This window comes from Neokomagataea anthophila, assembly GCF_018122595.1.
Lineage (GTDB): Bacteria > Pseudomonadota > Alphaproteobacteria > Acetobacterales > Acetobacteraceae > Gluconobacter > Gluconobacter anthophilus.
This window is the reverse complement of sequence record NZ_JAGRQH010000006.1, coordinates 56,841-74,613: the sequence shown is the minus strand read 5'-3', so window position 1 is coordinate 74,613 and position 17,773 is coordinate 56,841. Positions and strand designations below refer to the sequence as shown.

Annotated in this window: 18 protein-coding genes; 11 read left to right on the top strand and 7 right to left on the bottom strand. The window is 53.1% G+C overall.

Translation table 11 applies throughout. The features are described from left to right. Nucleotides 1-206 precede the first annotated feature (206 nt). Nucleotides 207-2,543, top strand: coding sequence for a glycosyltransferase (locus KB213_RS09205; RefSeq protein WP_211682425.1), 2,337 nt, complete (start codon nucleotides 207-209; stop codon nucleotides 2,541-2,543). 137 nt (nucleotides 2,544-2,680) lie between these two features. Here KB213_RS09205 and KB213_RS09200 read toward each other — a convergent pair whose 3' ends face one another. The 5 genes from KB213_RS09200 to mlaD form a co-directional block, all read right to left on the bottom strand. Next, nucleotides 2,681-4,702 carry an NAD(+) synthase gene (locus KB213_RS09200; RefSeq protein ID WP_211682423.1) on the bottom strand — a complete coding sequence of 674 codons (2,022 nt, stop codon included), beginning with the start codon at nucleotides 4,700-4,702 and terminating at the stop codon, nucleotides 2,681-2,683. A gap of 48 nt (nucleotides 4,703-4,750) precedes the next feature. Continuing rightward, nucleotides 4,751-5,266, bottom strand: a complete 516-nt coding sequence (locus KB213_RS09195) for a disulfide bond formation protein B (protein WP_211682420.1) — start codon at nucleotides 5,264-5,266, stop codon at nucleotides 4,751-4,753. Nucleotides 5,267-5,352: 86 nt separating this feature from the next. After that, nucleotides 5,353-6,015 carry a DUF2155 domain-containing protein gene (locus KB213_RS09190; RefSeq protein ID WP_211682418.1) on the bottom strand — a complete coding sequence of 221 codons (663 nt, stop codon included), beginning with the start codon at nucleotides 6,013-6,015 and terminating at the stop codon, nucleotides 5,353-5,355. Further along, a complete protein-coding gene (locus KB213_RS09185; protein WP_211682416.1) occupies nucleotides 6,012-6,242 on the bottom strand; it encodes a hypothetical protein in 231 nt (76 codons plus the stop codon). Before KB213_RS09185 ends, KB213_RS09190 begins: the two co-directional genes overlap by 4 nt. 27 nt (nucleotides 6,243-6,269) lie before the next feature. Then, nucleotides 6,270-6,824 carry an outer membrane lipid asymmetry maintenance protein MlaD gene (gene mlaD, locus KB213_RS09180; protein ID WP_408903737.1) on the bottom strand — a complete coding sequence of 185 codons (555 nt, stop codon included), beginning with the start codon at nucleotides 6,822-6,824 and terminating at the stop codon, nucleotides 6,270-6,272. A gap of 225 nt (nucleotides 6,825-7,049) precedes the next feature. Here mlaD and KB213_RS09175 point away from each other — a divergent pair, with 225 nt between their 5' ends. The 8 genes from KB213_RS09175 (at nucleotide 7,050) to KB213_RS09140 (ending at nucleotide 13,810) form a co-directional block, all read left to right on the top strand. Then, a complete protein-coding gene (locus tag KB213_RS09175; RefSeq protein WP_211682412.1) occupies nucleotides 7,050-8,624 on the top strand; it encodes a TSCPD domain-containing protein in 1,575 nt (524 codons plus the stop codon). Between the two features lie 132 nt (nucleotides 8,625-8,756). Beyond that, nucleotides 8,757-9,131, top strand: coding sequence for an AtpZ/AtpI family protein (locus tag KB213_RS13110; protein WP_211682410.1), 375 nt, complete (start codon nucleotides 8,757-8,759; stop codon nucleotides 9,129-9,131). Further along, entirely contained in the window at nucleotides 9,109-9,858 is a 750-nt protein-coding gene (locus tag KB213_RS09165; protein WP_211682408.1) for a F0F1 ATP synthase subunit A, read from the top strand. The genes KB213_RS13110 and KB213_RS09165 overlap by 23 nt, the downstream gene beginning before the upstream one ends. A gap of 65 nt (nucleotides 9,859-9,923) precedes the next feature. After that, on the top strand, nucleotides 9,924-10,148 hold the full coding sequence (locus KB213_RS09160) for an ATP synthase subunit C family protein (RefSeq protein ID WP_068171963.1): 225 nt from the start codon (nucleotides 9,924-9,926) through the stop codon (nucleotides 10,146-10,148). Between the two features lie 8 nt (nucleotides 10,149-10,156). Further along, nucleotides 10,157-10,729, top strand: coding sequence for a F0F1 ATP synthase subunit B family protein (locus KB213_RS09155; RefSeq protein ID WP_068171960.1), 573 nt, complete (start codon nucleotides 10,157-10,159; stop codon nucleotides 10,727-10,729). An 11-nt stretch (nucleotides 10,730-10,740) separates the two neighbouring features. Continuing rightward, a complete protein-coding gene (locus KB213_RS09150) occupies nucleotides 10,741-11,241 on the top strand; it encodes a F0F1 ATP synthase subunit B family protein (protein WP_211682490.1) in 501 nt (166 codons plus the stop codon). Between the two features lie 75 nt (nucleotides 11,242-11,316). Beyond that, nucleotides 11,317-12,051, top strand: coding sequence for a glycosyltransferase family 2 protein (locus tag KB213_RS09145; protein ID WP_211682406.1), 735 nt, complete (start codon nucleotides 11,317-11,319; stop codon nucleotides 12,049-12,051). A gap of 85 nt (nucleotides 12,052-12,136) precedes the next feature. After that, complete coding sequence (locus KB213_RS09140) at nucleotides 12,137-13,810, top strand: ArnT family glycosyltransferase (RefSeq protein ID WP_211682404.1); 1,674 nt, start codon at nucleotides 12,137-12,139, stop codon at nucleotides 13,808-13,810. Nucleotides 13,811-13,888: 78 nt separating this feature from the next. On the opposite strand, the gene KB213_RS09135 is transcribed toward KB213_RS09140, so the two are convergent. After that, nucleotides 13,889-14,176 (bottom strand): accessory factor UbiK family protein, encoded by a 288-nt coding sequence (locus KB213_RS09135; protein ID WP_068171952.1) that lies wholly within the window; start codon nucleotides 14,174-14,176, stop codon nucleotides 13,889-13,891. A 178-nt stretch (nucleotides 14,177-14,354) separates the two neighbouring features. Between KB213_RS09135 and lgt the strand changes: the two genes are divergently transcribed. After that, nucleotides 14,355-15,176: a prolipoprotein diacylglyceryl transferase gene (gene lgt, locus KB213_RS09130; RefSeq protein ID WP_211682402.1), complete on the top strand. Its 822-nt coding sequence runs from the start codon at nucleotides 14,355-14,357 to the stop codon at nucleotides 15,174-15,176. Then, nucleotides 15,169-15,954, top strand: coding sequence for a polyphenol oxidase family protein (locus KB213_RS09125; protein WP_211682400.1), 786 nt, complete (start codon nucleotides 15,169-15,171; stop codon nucleotides 15,952-15,954). The genes lgt and KB213_RS09125 overlap by 8 nt, the downstream gene beginning before the upstream one ends. 98 nt (nucleotides 15,955-16,052) lie before the next feature. On the opposite strand, the gene KB213_RS09120 is transcribed toward KB213_RS09125, so the two are convergent. Further along, the gene (locus KB213_RS09120) at nucleotides 16,053-17,495 is read right to left on the bottom strand and encodes a catalase (RefSeq protein ID WP_211682398.1); all 1,443 of its coding nucleotides are present in this window, start codon (nucleotides 17,493-17,495) and stop codon (nucleotides 16,053-16,055) included. Nucleotides 17,496-17,773: the final 278 nt, after the last annotated feature.

Here is a 17,773-nt window from a genome sequence, read left to right as displayed (position 1 = left end):
AAGTCAAAGTCAACTCTAAATACTCGCAAAAGCAAACGGCGTTACCGCCTTAGACAACACATTAGGCACTCTCACTGCCATACACAAAAAGCATTACAGGAGCAAGAGTTTCTGCCTTTTGCACAGAGAATGAATAAAACACTTTTAAATAAAAAAAAATATGTCAAAAACAACACAACACCTTAAACAAAATAACCGAGCGAAAAATGGATTCCACACCCTTCAAAAACACCACAAAAAATAAAATAATTAATGAAGAAATACATAATGAAGACAATAAAAAATTCAAAATCACAAAAAAAATAATAGAAAAAAACGACGCATTTATAAATGATGAGTTTATAAAATTACAATCAATATCATTTTCAGAAAAATTAAATAATAAAAACCTTCAAGAAAAAATAAAAGAATTAAAAGAACAGATAAAAACAAAAGAAGGCGAATTAATATCAATTAAAAATACCATAAAAAAACAATACAAAACAAAAATATTCAATTATTTTAATAAAAATCCAAAAATTGAATACAAATACAAAAATGAGATAAAAAAACTACGCGTATTGTTTATATCTGGGGAACCAAATACCCCAGGAACAGAATATAGGTGTACCCGCAATGCACAAGCTTGCATTGATGCGGGATACGAATCCCGCGTACTCCCCTGTGCATCCATTTCATATACTGACATTCAATGGGCAGATATCGCTTTTCTATGGCGTGTAGAATTCAGCGGTCATGTTAGTACAATATTAGATTTATGCAAAAAAGAAAACGTAAAAACAGTATTTGATACTGACGACATAGTATTTGTACCGCACTACGCACGAATAAATATAATTGATGGAATCAGATCTATAGGGTCAACAGAAGAAAAAATAGAAAGAACTTTCTCTGAGATGCGCAGAACTCTTGCGCGCTGTGACCACGGCTCCGTCACAACCCAAGAACTCGCAACAGAGATGCATGCTCTACGCCCCAATGTTCACCTCCTGCCAAACGTCTATAATAACGAAACTCTCAGCCGTTCACGTAGCCACCTTCGCCTCCGCGGGGAACCGAACAGAGAGCCAAGTTCCCTCGACATCATTCGAATCGGCTATGCAACTGGGTCACGTACCCATCAACGTGATTTCGCACGCGCCTCAAAAGCCCTTGCTGAGATATTACACATCTACCCAAATGTTCGACTCGTTCTATTCCAAGAAAAAGAAAATAAAAAACCAGTTCTACTTATCGAGGAATTTCCTGAACTTATCGCCGTTGCAAATCAAATTGAATGGCGAGACATGACTCCTCTATCAGAACTTTCCTATGAATTTGCACGATTCGATATTTCTATTGCTCCACTCGAATCCGACAACGTCTTTTGCAATGCTAAAAGCGAAGTCAAATTCCTAGAAGCCTCGCTCGCCGGGGCCGCATCCATCGTAGCGCGCACAGGGCCTTTCCTCCGCATCGTCCGCGAGGGTGAAACCGGCCTTTTTGCGGATAGCATCGAAGAATGGCGTGAAGCCTTAATCGCACTTATCGAAAACCCCACCCAGCGCATCAATCTTGCGCGCAATGCTTACCATGACGTTCTCTATAACTTCGGTCCTGTAGCCCAATCACGCCGCATGAAACGCGCTATCCTTTCTATGGAGAGCGAAAGCCAAGCAGCCCTCGCCGGTGAACTACACTTTGCCGAAGCATTACGCGGCCGCCCAGAACTCCCCGTCATCCCTGATAGTGAAACACTCTTCTACAATGACTGCCTTGGTGAAGCCCGCGTTACTGTCGTCATCACCTCTTATAATTATGCAGACTACCTTTTGGAGGCCCTCACATCTGTTGAAGAGCAAACAGAAGACCTTCTGGATCTGATTGTCGTCGATGACGGCTCCACAGATGGGTCACCAGAAATTATTCGTTTGTGGATGGAACGCAAGACAACACGCTTTAACCGCCTGGTCTTGCGTCGTTCTTGTGAGAATGCTGGCCTTGGCGGTGCCCGCAATATCGGCATGGATGCCGCCGAAACGCCCTATATTTTACACCTGGATGCTGATAATCGCCTCCGCCCAAATGCATGCAGCACACTTGCTGATGCCATGGAGCATGATACCGCCTTCTCTTATCCTACCATTGAGTGCTTCAACGAACACGGACCTGTCATTGCTGACTATGACCCGGATTTCCCACAACCACCCGGTACCCCGCTCTCCCTCAGCAATCTCAGCTACAACCCCTTTGCCCTGATCTCCGGAAACCAAATTGACGCCATGGCGCTCGTCACAAAATGGGCATGGGCTGCCGTGGGAGGATATTACGTCTCCCGCGACGCTATGGGCTGGGAAGATTTTGACCTCTGGTGCAGCTTTGCAGAACACGGTTTTGCCGGAAAACATGTTCCAGACGTTCTCGCAGAATATCGCCACCATGCTGGCGCGATGACCAATACTTCAACCGAAGTGACGAACCGAAAAGAAAAAATCGTGAACTTCGTCCAGCAGCGCCATCCGTGGATACGCCTTTCCGTCTCTGCCGCCAAACAACGGCAATAATACGTCCATCACACAGAGAACAAGAACTGCAGGCTGTTAAACGCCTGCGGTTCTTCGAAGACTCAGTCCCACACCAAAAACACTCATTGCATCATACCGCTACAGCTAAAGCGGCAAAAAGCGACCCAACACATACCTTAAGCCTGTGGAATATTCTGCTCAATATCCTCAAGCCATATACGTGCATTTCCATCCGATGGTGCCCGCCAATCCCCACGAGGAGACAATGAACCACCCGCAACAATTTTGGGGCCATTCGGCATCGCAGAACGCTTGAACTGACTCGTCGCAAAAAAGCGCCGCATAAAAACCGTCATCCAATGGCGAATATCCGCCAAAGTATACGCCTTACGTTGATCCTCTGGATAATGAACAGGCCACTGTCCAACCCCCAGATCTGACCAAGCCTTCTCCGCCATAAACGCAATACGTGACGGCTTAAACCCGTAGCGCAACACATAATACAGCGTAAAATCCTGCAAAGCATAGGGCCCGATAAAGGACTCAGTACTCTGTACCCCTTGCCCAGAATCCGGCACCAGCTCAGGCGATATTTCTGCACTGACAATAGTGTTCAAAATCTCTGGTAGATCCGTACCAAGCTTGCCTTCACGAGCAATCCAACGGATCACATGCTGTATCAACGTTTTGGGCAAACCTGCATTGACATTGTAATGCGCCATCTGATCACCCACACCATACGTGCACCATCCCAAAGCAAGTTCCGATAGGTCGCCAGTCCCCACGACAATCCCATGATGATGATTCGCCAAACGGAACAGAAAATCCGTCCGCAAACCCGCCTGAACATTTTCAAACGTCACATCATGAACAGACTCCCCACGCGCATAGGGGTGGCCAATACCACTCAGCATTGTGCGCGCCGTCGGGCGAATATCCAGCTCCTCCGCCTGTACACCAAGGGCTGCCATCAAACGATGCGCATACCCCAGGCTTTCAACGCCCGTTCCAAAACCCGGCATCGTATAAGCACGCACCTGATTTCGTGACCAGCCAAGCTCATCCGCCGCACGTACAGCCACCAACAACGCCAACGTACTGTCCAAACCGCCAGAGACACCAATCACCGCACAGGCTGAACGACTCGCTTCCAAACGTCGCCGCAAAGCACTGACCTGTATCGTCCATGCCTCATAACAATCACGCGCCAATGTCTGAAACGAATCCGGGACAAACGGAAAACGCTCCACCGTTCGTAAAAGGCCTAAATCGTCTAGTGAAGGTTCTAGAGCAAACTCCACCACACGGAAGCGCTCTGCACCATCTCCGAACTGTCCAACCCGCATGCGCTCTTGCCGCAGCAAAGCAAGGTCGACATCCGCCATCACCAAACGCTCCCCCTGCGGAAAACGCTCCGATTCTGCAAGTAAACGTCCAGCCTCATGAATCGTCACTTGCCCATCCCAAGCGAGATCAGTCGTCGATTCCCCTTCCCCAGCGGCCGCATACACATACGCCGTTAAAGTCCGCATGGATTGAGACTGGCACAGCAACATACGATCATCCGTGCGGCCCACCGTTACAGGTGAAGCCGAAGGATTCAGAATAATACGCGCCCCGGCCTGCGCCAACGCGCCACTTGGCGGGTTCGCAACCCACAAATCCTCACAAATTTCTACGCCGAACACCAAATCCGGCACATCATGCGCCCGGAATAAGAGGTCCGCCCCAAACGGAACCTCCTCACCATTCCACAACACCGTCGTGGACACATGACGACCAGACGTAAAATGCCGTGGCTCATAAAACTCACGATAACGCGGCAAATACGTTTTGGGGACAAATCCAAGAACTCGCCCGCGCTGCACAACCGCAGCAACGTTATACAGGCGCTCACCCACCACCCATGGCAGCCCTAAAACCGCAACCGTTTTACAAGCCTCAACACGCGCACAAAATGCTTTCAATGCATCCCGCGCCGCCTCCAAAACTACATCCTGAAAGCGCAAATCATCCAGCGTATATCCCGTGAGCCCCAATTCGGGAAAAACAACAACAGCCACTCCTTCACGGTCACAACGCTGCACAATATCGGCCGTGCGTTCCGCGTTATCCGCTGGATCCGCCAACGTCACCGGCAATGTACACGCGGCAACACGCGCAAACCCCTGATGGTACAGAGAATGGAATACACCCATAAAGAAAGGCCCCTCTACACAATCTCAGCAGCGATGTTGCACGCAGAACTAGCGCAATTGACGCAAAAGGCGCGACGTCCCCAACAACCCTAAAACCCCAACAACACAAGCATATACGCCACCCCACTCCGTCATTGAGACAGGTAGACCCAACAAATAGTCTGGGGAATCACATGGCTTACTCGGGCGCTGAGGCAAGCTCGCCATCCATGCACGGAAATCCCCGCCATGGAAAACCGGCGCACGGCATTCCGCTGCCGGGCTCGGCCACCAATGATACTCAACCCCCGTATGTAAGACCGCCAAACCGACACTCACGGTCACACACGCCAACCCTAAATAAGCAACAGGCGGAGCATAACGGCGCGGCACCGCCAGCAGAATAAAACCAATAACGCTCAGCACACGCCACGGCCACCGTTCCCACAAACAGAGCTCGCACGGTACAAGGCCAAGCCAATGTTCTGCAGACCATGCCACGCCAAGCGCAACTAAACCGGCCGCTAAAAATAGCCACCCTACGCGGTTCGCATTATCTGGACGGTTCCGACGGAAAAGCGTCATGAAAGGGCCCTTTCGGGTGCTTTACTAAATGTCTCAAGAAACAAATATGCGCACCACACAAACACGCATATCCGCCATCACTCTTATCACTGCAAACCCGGATCCACCGCTTCCGGCGGCGCGAGATCTGAAGGAGCAGCTTTCTGTTGGGGCTGCACAGGCGGTGCAGATGGCACCAAACTTGTGGCTGCATTATCCGGCGGCGCCAACGGGATAGGCGCCTGCGCATCCGGTGCCAGAGGCACAGGAGCACCACCACCATCCCCGGCAACCTCTGGCGCATCGCCACCCGGCAAAACAGGCTTCGGTGGAACAGGAAGTGGCCCCGGATTCGGCGCAACAGAAACGCCGCCACAAGACACAACCCGCACATCGTAAAGCGGACTACCATAGACGGCGATACCCGGCTCATTCGCCATCATCCAACCATCAAATGGCGGGCGGGTCGTATCACCTGAATCACGTAAATGCAGTAATGCCCCGGCATCTGCCGCCAAGCTTGGGGGACGGCTCACACAAGATTCTACCGCGATGGACAACGTCCGATACGTCACAGTGCTGCCAACAGGGACTGAAATGGTTTCAAGGTGAGCATCAAGCCGATTCAACACATGCAACACTGCTTCACTGCGCCCCTGCCACAATTGCGGAGCATACATAGCAGGCGGTGTCACCCCAACAGCCGCATGCGCTGCACACATCATGCCTAATGTCATCGCACTCAGAGCGACCAGCGAACGCCGAATCATGTTCTACTCTTCCCTTCATCGCTCGCCGCAAACGTCACTGTGGGGTCTTTCAAACCCCGCAAAGCCTCTTGAAAAGAGCGCAGCATAGACTCTGCAGTTGCCCCCATCAGAATTCCGTCTTCAAACGCATCCTGAAGCACCTGGCGCAACTCTGCGTCATTCTCCCGCAGAACACGTAACTTCTCAACACAAGAGAGAGGCTCGCCTTCTTTATCCTGCCATATCATGCTCAGTGCCCCATCTCATGAGAACGCTTATGGCTCGTCAGACAAACCACCATGCGCCGGCGCAGCAGAACTCGCAGGTTTATCCGCACTCTTGGCCTTTTGGAGAGTATCCGTCACGGAGAAGATAAATTTGCTCAGCAGTTGCTCAAGACTAATAGAGCCCTGCGTTTCCGTCATAACGCCGCCCGCCTGAACACTATGGTCTGACCCGCCGGGAGAAAGCGCAATATATTTACCACCCAACAAACTGTCTGACGTAATAATAGCCGCCGTATCAACAGGCAGCTTTACGTTAGGCGCAACACTAAACGTCACCTGTGCTTGAAACGTTTTTGGATCAACCGTTTCTGCTGTTACATGCCCAACCGTAATACCAGCCAAACGGACATCAGACCCAACGTCCAATCCATCAATTTGGCTAAACGCCGCATGTACGGGGTACCCCGTATCATCACTGGAGCGGTTACCCATCACGGCCACCACCAGCACGACCACCAGCAAAACGAGCACACCACACCCGGTGATAAACTCTTTACTCGCCAAAGAGCTACTACGTCCCGTTGCTGCTGTATTCATAGACACTGCACCCTAGAAACCCTGTCGCAACACTACGAGCAGGGGCAAAAAAATCATCTCACTACCGTCTAGCGGCTTCCTGCCTCGCCGTCCAATTCCACACATCTCGTACATGGTGCAGGCCAAGAAAAATGTTATCCCCCATATCCCCATCTTTACGGGTATTGTTCCGGGTTTCAGGCCCTTTTTCCAGCTTTCGCCATCACCAAACAGAGGCGTAAACTTCCTTACATGACAGCCCGCCTCCACTGGACCGGCGTCCGGATGAGGACGCTTCAGGTCACCACCGATCCTGATGACAGCGCTACCCGTGCCGTCACTCTCCCCACCGCATGGGATGATGCCGCTGCGGAAGCGCTTGCGTGCCTCGCACCGGGAGAAGGCCCCGTACGCCTAGCGACTGAAGCTGCGCGCTGGGTTGATACGGTTGATGCATGCCTGCCCCTTCCCGGCACCCCAGCGAATATGCCTCCCCTCGGGCAGGCATTGTCATGCCTCTTATTACTGCGACAAATCGCCCCAAATGCTGCCATATGGCAGCGCGATCCTGAGGGAACACCCGGTTTTGTCCTGCGTCTCTCCGCCTTTGTTGAAGATGGAGCATTCGCCGGAGAGCATTTTGTCACCTCCTTAGCGGTTGTCTGTGACGCGCTGCGCCGGCTTCAGGGGGATCAGGCATCAGAACGTAGCGGCGCTCTACCCCTCTTTGATACTCCAGAAATCGCCCCCAAAGACCCAGCCGGCCTCATCCTACTAACCGATCTGGATGCCTTCTTGGCTGCCATTGGCCTTGATTATGATAGCGATGATGGCCGTGCGGCAGCCCAAGCCCTAGCAGCACTCACCACCACCATTGCCCGGGCAGGCACCTTACTCACCGGCCCCGCTATCCCAGACTCTCCATTAAGCGGATTGCGTGATTTTGCAGCCCGCTCCCTGCCAGAGGCCGCAGCGCATCATGATGCGCTCACTCTCGCCCCAATCCAAACCGGCTTTTCCAGCCCAGGCCCTGTTGATGGTTTACTGGATGTTGAAGCCTGCGGCCTAACCCCCATCTTTTCTCCCACCCGCGAAGATGGGCGTTTACGGCAAGCCACACTCAACCGTTTGGAACACCGCGGCTTACAACCTCACTCCGCTTTAGCGTTGGCACTTTCCGGCACCAACCCTTTGCCGCCAACAAGTCCCGAAGCGCATGAACGTATGCATCATGCCCTGCAGGGTTTGACGGATTTCATGCCGGAATTGCCTGAGCCAGAATATGCGCGCATGCGCGCCAAGCTGGAGCGCGGTGTACGTCGTCCCCTGCCGAATCGGCAACGCGGCTTCACCCAACGTACTGCTATTGGTGGTCACAGCCTCTTCATGCGCACCAGTGAGTTCGATGACGGCTCACTCGGCGAAATCAATCTCGTACCTGCGCGCGAAAGTGCCATGGCGCGCGGCCTGATGGAATGCCTGGGGCAAGCCGTAAGTATCGGGCTGCAACACGGCGCACCTTTAGGGGCCTTTGTTGAACGATTCGCTTACACACGCTTTGGGGCTGCCGGTACGGTCGAAGGTGACCCGAATATGAGCTATGCATCCTCTATGGTGGATTACGCGTTCCGAACCCTGTCAGAAGCCTATCTCAACCACCCCTTGCCTGATGCACCTCAACTCTCAGTAGAGAAAGAGGACCCCGCCCCTATGCTCCCCCTCGATATCCGCGGTGGCACACAAGACACAGCCGCACACGGAATTGAGAAAAACAATGGCGAGGGCGGAGCAAAAGGCCGCCGTAGACGCCTACGTTTGGTCAGTTGAAACACGCAGGTTTGATACTTCGCATTGACACCGCAAGGAGTCGTCGGTAGCAAGCCCGATACGTAGGTTAGCGTTCGGAAGATCTTCTTCCTGACAAAACCACACGTGCTGGACTAAGAGGGTTCAATTAACGTGGTTCACCGTCCTTCCGAAAAGGAAGAAAGCTTCACCAAACGGCTTGCCCGCGCGGATGAAAAACTTTCTCCCAAAAAACGGTCTAAAAAGGCGGGTGCATCCTCCTCATCCGATGGTAACAAAACGCTTTCTGAGTTCAGCGTTGCCATGCGATTAGGAACAGAACTCGCCGCTGGTCTAGCCGTCGGAGTAGCGATCGGGTACGCTCTCGGTTGTTGGCTGGGGTACAAAGTCGTGTTCATCATGATTTTTGCCCTGCTTGGATGTGGTGCCGGCATGATAAATGCTTGGCGAGTTTTAAATGGGCCAGCCCTCCTGGCAGGCCCCACTAATAACGGGAGAAGCCAGCGTGGCTGCCGGATCGACGATTGACGCGCTCGGACAATTCGAGCTGAAACCGGTTCTCGGTACGCTCGGTGAAAGTCTGCATTTTTCGCAGTCGCCGCTCTTTATGATCATCGCTGTCGTACTGGTCCTCGGCTTCCTTTACATCGGGATGCGCCCTGCAGCGGTTGTCCCCGGGCGTCTACAAGCTGCGGCTGAACTTGGATATGACTTTGTCCATGACCTCGCCCTCAGCACTATTGGTGAAAAGGGAACAGCTTTTTTCCCGTTCATCTTTGCGCTCTTCTTCTTCATTCTGACGGGTAACTATCTCGGTCTTATCCCTTTCTGCTTCACATACACCAGCCACATTGCTGTGACGTTGGCGTTAGCAGTTGGGGTCTTCTTGTTGTCACTGGTCGTCGCTCTGCGCCACCAAGGTTTGGGCTACTTCAAGCACTTCCTGCCGGACGGCGTTCCCGTCTGGCTGGCACCATTGATTGTCCCGATCGAGATCATCTCCTTCCTGTCACGTCCTGTCAGCCTGTCGATCCGACTGTTTGCCAACATGGTAGCCGGTCACGTGTTGTTTGAGGTCTTTGCCTCCTTCACAATCATGCTTGCTGGTCTGGGCGTCGTAGGTCACGTCATTGCCATCGCTCCCGTGGTGTTCAACATCGCACTGATGGCTCTTGAGTTGCTGGTAGGCCTGTTGCAGGCATATGTCTTCGCGATCCTCACCTGCATCTACCTGCGCGAGGCTGTTGAGCACTAATTCTAGCGCACAATAACCTCAGCATATTCGTTTCTCTTCCAACCGCCTTCTAAGGAAACTCTAACATGGACGTTCAAGCAGCTCGTGAAATCGGCGCCGGTCTGGCAGTTATCGCTCTGGCAGGTGTCGGCGTCGGTATCGGCAACATCTTCTCAACGCTGGTCAGCACGATCGGCCGCAACCCTGCATCACGTGCAAACGTGTTCGGTCTCGGCATGCTCGGCTTCGCACTGACAGAAGCTGTTGCACTGTTCGCCCTGCTGATCGCATTCCTGATCCTGTTCTCCTGAGGGTCACAATGAACCGCATGCCACGCTTTTTCCTGTTCGCCGCTATGCTGGCGGCCGTGCCGGGCCAAGCTGTGGCTGCGGGCATGCCCCAGCTCCGCTTCAATGACCATTTCGTCATTGGACAGGTCGTCTGGGGTGCCGCCATCTTCATTGGCTTCTACCTCGTCCTTAGCCGCTCAGCCCTTCCAAAGGTTGAACGGGTTCTGACAAACCGCCGTAACCGCATCCAGAACGATCTGGACGTTGCACGGCGCGCCAAGGCAGAAGCTGATGCGGCCAGCGCTGAGCTTCAGAAAGCACGTCATGACGCTGCCGCACAGGCACGTGCCAATGTCGAGCGTATCCAAAATGAGGCTCGCGCCACTGCCGAGGCCCATGCCCAAGCAGCCGCAACGCGTTTAGAGGCCGAGATCGCTCAGGCCGAGGAACGTATCGCCCAATCTCGTAACGCTGCTCTTGCAAGCCTGCCAGAAATCGCAACCCACACGGCTCAAACCGTTGTTGGTCGCCTGATCGGTACCGACGCAAGCACAGCACAGGGTTCGGCTATTTCCGAAGCCATCGCACGGGCACAAGCCTGAAGGAGGACATGATGTTCCACGAACCACGTTTCTGGACCGCACTGGCCTTCGTCCTTTTCTTCGTGATTTTCGGACGCAAACTCTGGGCTGTCATCACGCAAACGCTTGATGCACGTGCAGACCGCGTCCGTGCAGACCTCGATGAAGCATCCCGCCTGCGCCGCGAAGCCGAGCAAATGCTCGAAGACGCAACGCGCGAACGGGAAAAAACTCTCGAAGAAACAAAGCAGATGATCGCCCGTTCGGAAGCTGAAGCCGCTGCTGTGGCTGAACGCGCCCGTCAGGACGCTCAAGACGCTGCTGAACGTTACGAAACACAAGCTCGTGACCGTATCGAAGCTGCAGAGCGTGCTGCTCTGCGTGAAGTACGCGACCGTGCTACGGCCATTGCTATTTCTGCTGCCCGTGATGTCGTCGCATCACATCTGGCATCAAACCCAGAAGCTGCCGCATCACTTGTTGATCAAAGCCTTGCTGCTCTGCCAGCATCGCTCCGCAAAGCGGCTGCCTAAACAATGACAACAGCCAAGACCCGGGAGAATTCTTCAATGTCACCCGGGTCTTCGCCCTCTTCTACGGTCCCCCCTATGACGCAAAGCTCTCTCACGATCAGCATTGTCATGGCGGTGTTAAACGAGGCCGACAATATTCTCCCCGTCTGTCAGGAAATCGCCGCAACACTTGAGCACCTCCCAGCATGTGAGGTTGTCGCAGTAGATGACGGCAGTACAGACAGCACGGTGCAGAAACTTCTTGAGGCCCGCGCCTCCTTCCTGCCTCAGCTTCGTATCATCAGCCATCCTAAGCGCCTTGGAAAATCTGCCGCGCTACGCACTGGCATCGAAGCTGCAAAAGGGGAATGGATTGCCACCATTGATGGTGACGGCCAAGATGACCCTTCTGCAATCATCACTATGCTTGCTCTCGCTCAAAAGGCCGAAGGCACACCCGCTCTCGTCGTTGGTGTACGCCGCAAACGTAGTGATCGCCTCTCACGCCGTATCGCCACAAAATTTGCGAACGGCCTGCGTGTCAAACTCTTGAATGACGGCTGCCCAGATACTGGCGCACCACTCAAGCTTTTCTCGCGGGCAATGTTCTTGCGTATCCCTCAGTTTGAGGGCGTTCATCGCTTTTTACCCGCTTTGTTAGGCCATTACGGCGCACCACTCATCTGCCATGAAGTGCAACACCGTTCCCGTCTACATGGCCAATCAAAATATACGAACCTAAACCGCGCCCTTGTCGGTATTCGTGACCTTCTCGGCGTTATGTGGCTCCAAAATCGGACCCACCTCCCGTCACGCACAATCGAGCACTAAAACCGCTCATTATGGCAGCGTTCTCGCTGCCATTTTTTTGCGTGACTGAACCAGAGAATCCACTGGTGAACTTGGACATGCCTTCATGACATTAACACTCCGCCATTACATTTCTCTTGGCCTGATGACCTTCATCTTGGCCCTTCCCGGGCGTATGTCTCTTCCCCCATTAGACCGGGATGAGCCACGCTATATGGAAGCATCAGAGCAAATGCTGCTCTCTCACAACTACGTTGATGTCCGCTTCCAAGACAAACCACGTTACCTTCAACCTGCGGGCATTTATTGGCTCGAATCTACCGCAACAGCGCTCGCAGAAGATGTATTTGGCCCCGATGTGCTGCGCCAAACATGGCCTTACCGTATTCCCAGCCTCATAGCTGCATCCGTGGCGGTTCCTCTCACGGCATGGATTGGCAGCACATTATTTGGTGGCATAACCGGGCTGCTCGCGGCTGGCTTGCTCATGGTGTCCACTCTATTCGTGGCCGAAAGCCGCATGGCCACCATCGATACCGTCCTACTTCTCAATATTCTCACGGTTCAAGCCGCACTCCTACACGCCTTTAAAGACCGCGAAAACGCACGCCCCACCCCCCTCAAAACAGCCCTTCTCTATTGGCTAGCGTGCGGCGTCGGCCTCATGCTCAAGGGGCCAGTGGTCCTGATTCCAGCCTTCGGCACCCCCCTCGCCTTCTGGCTTTCAGAGCGTTTCACTAACGAGCGCTCAACCCAGCCTAACCTTTTCAAACGCATGCGCCCTTCATGGGGCTGGCTGCTTATGCTCGCAGTCGTTCTGCCATGGTGCATCGCGATCAATACCCTCAGCCATGGCCAATTCTTTTCTCTTGCTGTGGGTCACAACTTCCTTGGAAAAGTCGGACATGCTCAGGAGTCTCACGGCTTATTCCCAGGCTACCACTTAGCCGTTTTTGCCATCGCCTTCTGGCCGGGGTCACTCTTTGCCGCTTTAGCACTCCCTGCCATCTGGCGGCATCGCGCCCTTCCAGAAGTCCGCTTTCTTCTCAGTTGGATTCTACCTCACTGGCTGGTGTTTGAGCTCATCGCTACCAAACTGCCCCATTACGTTCTACCAACCTATCCTGCGATCGCCATTCTGACCGCAGCATCACTGACCCTCTGGCAACGTGAAAAACTCAACCGCATTGGCACGGTACTGGCAGGCCTCTACGGAACCGTATGGGCTGCTATAGGCCTCGCCTTCTGTGCTGCAGGCACCATTCTGCTTGCACATCTTGAGCATAAACTCTCAATCCGTGTCCTCATCGGCTTCAGCGGCGCTTTCCCCCTCATGCTGCTCGCGATTTGGTTCATTCTCAAACACGAACGCCGTCAGGCCCTCTTCTGCGTCATGGGAGCCGCCATTCTGACACAAGCCGGACTATTCTTGGCTGTGATCCCAAATCTACAAACAATTCGCCTTGCACCACGCGCGGCAGAACTGTTTCACACCGTCCAACCCTGCGCAGACAGCACACTCATCTCAACATCCTATTCTGAGCCCAGCCTTGTTTTCCTGTCCGGCCCCAATACGCAGCTTTTAGGCCCTCAACCCGCAGCGCGTTACCTAGCGGAGCATAAACAATGCAGCCTCGTACTCATTGATCACAAAGACGAAGCCGCTTTCCGCCAAGCACTCGCGCCTACCGGAATAGACATCACAGAGTATGGGCGCATCACTGGCCTCAATTACTCAAACGGCCACCACCTTGACCTTGGCCTCTTCGCCCCACGCTAACACCTCCAATAAAAAAGGCCTCCCAGAACTTGGGAGGCCTTTTTAAATCTATAGAGCACACGCTCAGTAAAAGACCATTCAGCCTTCTGCAGATGGCTCAACCTTCTGCACAGCTTCTAAACGCGCCAGTCGCTCTTCCAACCCGGCCAACCGTGCTTCAGCCTCTTCTTGCGCTAAACGTGCACGCCCTGCCATTTCCTGAATAGCGTCAAACTCGTCACGACGCACAAGATCTAAACCATTCAGAACTTCATCAACGCGTGCCCGTACAATTGCATGAATTTCTTCACGCACACCATTCGCCGCAGAAAAAGCATTGCCAGCAAGCCCAGCAATATCATCAAAAAAACGAGCCTTAATCGACATTCGTGCAACTCCTAAACACAACACCCATACCCGAAAACCACAAAAGGCCGAGTCCGCATTGCTTGGTTCGTAGCGATAGAACGACTATACAGGAAGTACCGTCAGCGTCACGGCTGGCATTCCCTTATTGGTCATCGCTTTATCCCATAAGGCCACCCCTGCTGGAGCCCTTTACCTCATGAGTCACCCGCTCCTGTTTCCCGGTTTTGACCCGGTCGCCTTTCATATCGGCCCCTTATCCGTCCGCTGGTATGCGCTGGCCTATATGGTCTCTTTTATTTTAGCACTCCCCTTGGCAAAGCGCCTCTGCCGCCTTTCACCAAGCGTCGCTGACAACGCTTTGGTTGATGACTTTCTCTTTTACGGCATTCTCGGCGTCTTACTGGGTGGCCGACTGGGCTATGTCTTATTTTATCGTCCAGATTTTTACCTGACCCACCCCATCGAAATTCTCAAAACATGGCAAGGCGGAATGTCCTTCCACGGTGGCGCATTGGGCGTCATCCTCATGCTGGTGTGGTTTACATGGAAGCGGAAAATTAACTTTTTCGCCTTTGCTGACCGTATCGCACCCGTCGTCCCCATCGGATTAGGCCTCGGCCGCTGTGCCAACTTCATTAATGGTGAACTCTGGGGGCGCCCCGCGCCGGAAAACTTACCATGGGCCATGATCTTCCCTACTGGTGGTCCCATCGCTCGACATCCATCAGAACTGTATGAAGCCCTGACCGAAGGCGTCCTATTACTGCTGGTTATGCTCGTAGCTGCTGGGCAAGAGAAACTCCGTCAACGGACAGGCTTCCTTTCCGGGCTCTTTCTCCTAGGCTACGCCTTCGCCCGCAGCTTCTGTGAATTTTTCCGTGAACCGGATGCGAATATTGGCTTCCTCCCCGGCGGCACCACAATGGGCCAACTCCTATGCATCCCCATGGCACTCGCAGGGATCAGCATCATGATTTACGCTTGGCGCCGTTCAGGCCGGAGCACAGCCCATGCCTGATACACTCATCGCACCAGAACTGTTCCTGCGTGATGAGCACCTCGCCGTGCCTCATGGTTTCTTTACACGCTTAGGCGGCGTCTCTCCCGCACCGTTTGATAGCCTCAATGGTTCATTATCTTCGGTCGATGCACCCGAAAATATCACTGAAAACCGATCCCGAATCGCGCGTACACTTGGCGTTCAACCCGCCCGTTTTCTAGGCCTCAAGCAAACCCACAGTGCCATCGTCCACACAATCCGTTCCGATACTCCCCTCTGGCCCACAGGACGCGGCCCTGAAGGAGATGCTCTCGTCACGGATTGTCCCGAAATTGGCATCAGCACGATCACAGCGGATTGCGGCCCACTGCTGCTCTCCTCTGGTGATGGACATATTGTCGGCGCAGCACATGCCGGATGGCGCGGTGCAGTTGGCGGCGTCATTGAAGCTGTTATCTCAGCCATGAAAGCGATCGGCGCCGAAGATATTCACGCAACCGTCGGCCCGTGTATCGGCGGCTCTGTCTATGAAACCGGCCCCGATATGTATGACGCCGTATGCACACAAGACCCAGAACGCGGCCCTCTCTTCTTCCGCACCGCACCGCGTGATGGCCATTTTCTCTTTGATTTATCCGGCTACTGCTCAGCTCGACTCCGCGCGGCGGGTGCCATAACGGTCAGCAGCCTCAACGTCGATACCCTAACTGACCAGCGATTTTTCAGCCACCGCCGCAGAACACTGGCAGGTGGCGGGCATATTGGACACCAAGTCTCCGCTATTCGTCCGCGCTAAAACAAAAACACCGCGCCTTAGCCCATCAGCTCAGGTGCGGTGTTGCATACTATTAGAACATTGGGGCACCCCTCACGAGCTGCCCCAAGCTCCCAGTGTTACGCTGCGGCTAAAGCCTTACGCACACCGTCTTCCCATTCCGGGTCAGCCTTGCGGAACAATGCCAGCTGACGCTCCACAATCTCAGACGGAACACCCGCCATTGCACCCGCGAAGTTCGCATAGAAACGTGCTTTTTCTTCTGCATTGAACAGGTGAAACAGAGCACGAGGCTGTGCAAAGTCATCGCCATCCGCACGGTGCTCATAATATGCAGCATCACCATTAATCTTCAGCGGTGGCTCAACTGCGGATGGATCTTCTACCGGCCCCGAAAAAGAGTTCGGCTCATAATAACCACCATCACCCGGCTCTGGCGCATCAAAACGCATCGGCCCATCAAGATGGTAATTCTTCACAGCCACTTTCGGACGGTTCACAGGCAGAGCTTCATAATGCGTACCAACACGGTAACGGTGAGCATCCGCGTAAGCAAACAAACGGCCTTGCAACATACGATCCGGTGAGAAACCAATCCCCGGCACCACATTGGATGGTGAGAAAGAGGACTGCTCAATCTCTGCGAAGTAATTCACCGCATTACGGTTCAACTCCATCACACCGATTTCTTGCAATGGATAATCCGACTGTGACCATACCTTCGTCACGTCAAACGGGTTGAAAGAAACACGTTCTGCTTCTTCCTCTTCCATCACCTGAATATAGACTTTCCAACGCGGGAAATCGCCATTTTCAATCGCGTTATAAAGATCTTCCTGCGCACTCTCACGGTTTGCGGCCACAACATCCGCAGCTTCTTCATTCGTCCAATTACGAATGCCTTGCTGGGTCTTAAAGTGGAACTTCACCCAAAAACGCTCCCCTTTGCGATTCCACAAAGAGAACGTATGGCTACCAAAGCCATGCATATGCCGGTAACCCTGCGGCAAGCCACGATCAGAGAACAGAATCGCCACTTGATGCAGGCTCTCCGGACTTAAAGACCAGAAATCCCACATTGCCGTTGCAGAGCGCATATTCGTCCGCGGGTGGCGTTTTTGCGTATGGATAAAATCCGGGAACTTAATCGGGTCACGCAGGAAGAAAACCGGCGTGTTATTCCCCACCAAGTCCCAGTTTCCGTCATCCGTGTAGAACTTCATGGAGAAACCGCGCACGTCACGCTCAGCATCCGCAGCACCACGTTCACCTGCAACCGTGGAGAAACGCGTCAAAACATCCGTTTTCTTACCGACCTCTGCAAAAATTGAAGCACAGCTATACCGCGTAATATCCTGCGTCACCGTAAAGGTGCCAAAAGCGCCGGAACCTTTCGCATGGACCGTTCGTTCTGGAATACGCTCACGGTTTTGATGCGCCAATTTTTCGAGCAATTGATAATTCTCTAACAGCAGAGGACCGCGGGAACCTGCGGTTTTGCTGTCTTGGTTGCTCCCCCAAGGGGCCCCCGCCGTCGTACGGATAATGTTACGATCTACCATCACCACACCTCTTGCTGTTCTGTTGGGATAACGCTTACAAAATGCAAAAAGTTTAGTGAAACCGATTAATTTTATTTTTGTGAATGGTTTCTCCTATTTTGTATCCTCATCACGTTGCCGTTAAGTTTTGACATAGGTCGTTCTTTATAACGGCCTTAACGCTTAGAGTGTTCATGAGCGCGAAACGCGGTCTTTATTGAAGGAGCACAACAGGGCGATGCTGGTTTACAGCCCCATTACGGAACAATCCCCAAAGCCCTTCGACTGCTCTATTCGCG

What these genes read in the sequence shown, in the direction of transcription:
- lgt (WP_211682402.1), top strand. Translation starts at nt 14,355, where the DNA reads ATGAGTCACCCGCTCCTGTTTCCCGGTTTTGACCCGGTCGCCTTTCAT.
- KB213_RS09120 (WP_211682398.1), bottom strand. Translation starts at nt 17,495, where the DNA reads ATGGTAGATCGTAACATTATCCGTACGACGGCGGGGGCCCCTTGGGGG.
- KB213_RS09140 (WP_211682404.1), top strand. Translation starts at nt 12,137, where the DNA reads ATGACATTAACACTCCGCCATTACATTTCTCTTGGCCTGATGACCTTC.
- KB213_RS09190 (WP_211682418.1), bottom strand. Translation starts at nt 6,015, where the DNA reads ATGATTCGGCGTTCGCTGGTCGCTCTGAGTGCGATGACATTAGGCATG.
- KB213_RS09155 (WP_068171960.1), top strand. Translation starts at nt 10,157, where the DNA reads ATGAACCGCATGCCACGCTTTTTCCTGTTCGCCGCTATGCTGGCGGCC.
- KB213_RS09200 (WP_211682423.1), bottom strand. Translation starts at nt 4,702, where the DNA reads ATGGGTGTATTCCATTCTCTGTACCATCAGGGGTTTGCGCGTGTTGCC.
- KB213_RS09135 (WP_068171952.1), bottom strand. Translation starts at nt 14,176, where the DNA reads ATGTCGATTAAGGCTCGTTTTTTTGATGATATTGCTGGGCTTGCTGGC.
- KB213_RS09160 (WP_068171963.1), top strand. Translation starts at nt 9,924, where the DNA reads ATGGACGTTCAAGCAGCTCGTGAAATCGGCGCCGGTCTGGCAGTTATC.
- KB213_RS09195 (WP_211682420.1), bottom strand. Translation starts at nt 5,266, where the DNA reads ATGACGCTTTTCCGTCGGAACCGTCCAGATAATGCGAACCGCGTAGGG.
- KB213_RS09185 (WP_211682416.1), bottom strand. Translation starts at nt 6,242, where the DNA reads ATGATATGGCAGGATAAAGAAGGCGAGCCTCTCTCTTGTGTTGAGAAG.
- KB213_RS09125 (WP_211682400.1), top strand. Translation starts at nt 15,169, where the DNA reads ATGCCTGATACACTCATCGCACCAGAACTGTTCCTGCGTGATGAGCAC.
- KB213_RS09175 (WP_211682412.1), top strand. Translation starts at nt 7,050, where the DNA reads ATGACAGCCCGCCTCCACTGGACCGGCGTCCGGATGAGGACGCTTCAG.
- KB213_RS09150 (WP_211682490.1), top strand. Translation starts at nt 10,741, where the DNA reads ATGTTCCACGAACCACGTTTCTGGACCGCACTGGCCTTCGTCCTTTTC.
- KB213_RS09145 (WP_211682406.1), top strand. Translation starts at nt 11,317, where the DNA reads ATGACGCAAAGCTCTCTCACGATCAGCATTGTCATGGCGGTGTTAAAC.
- KB213_RS09205 (WP_211682425.1), top strand. Translation starts at nt 207, where the DNA reads ATGGATTCCACACCCTTCAAAAACACCACAAAAAATAAAATAATTAAT.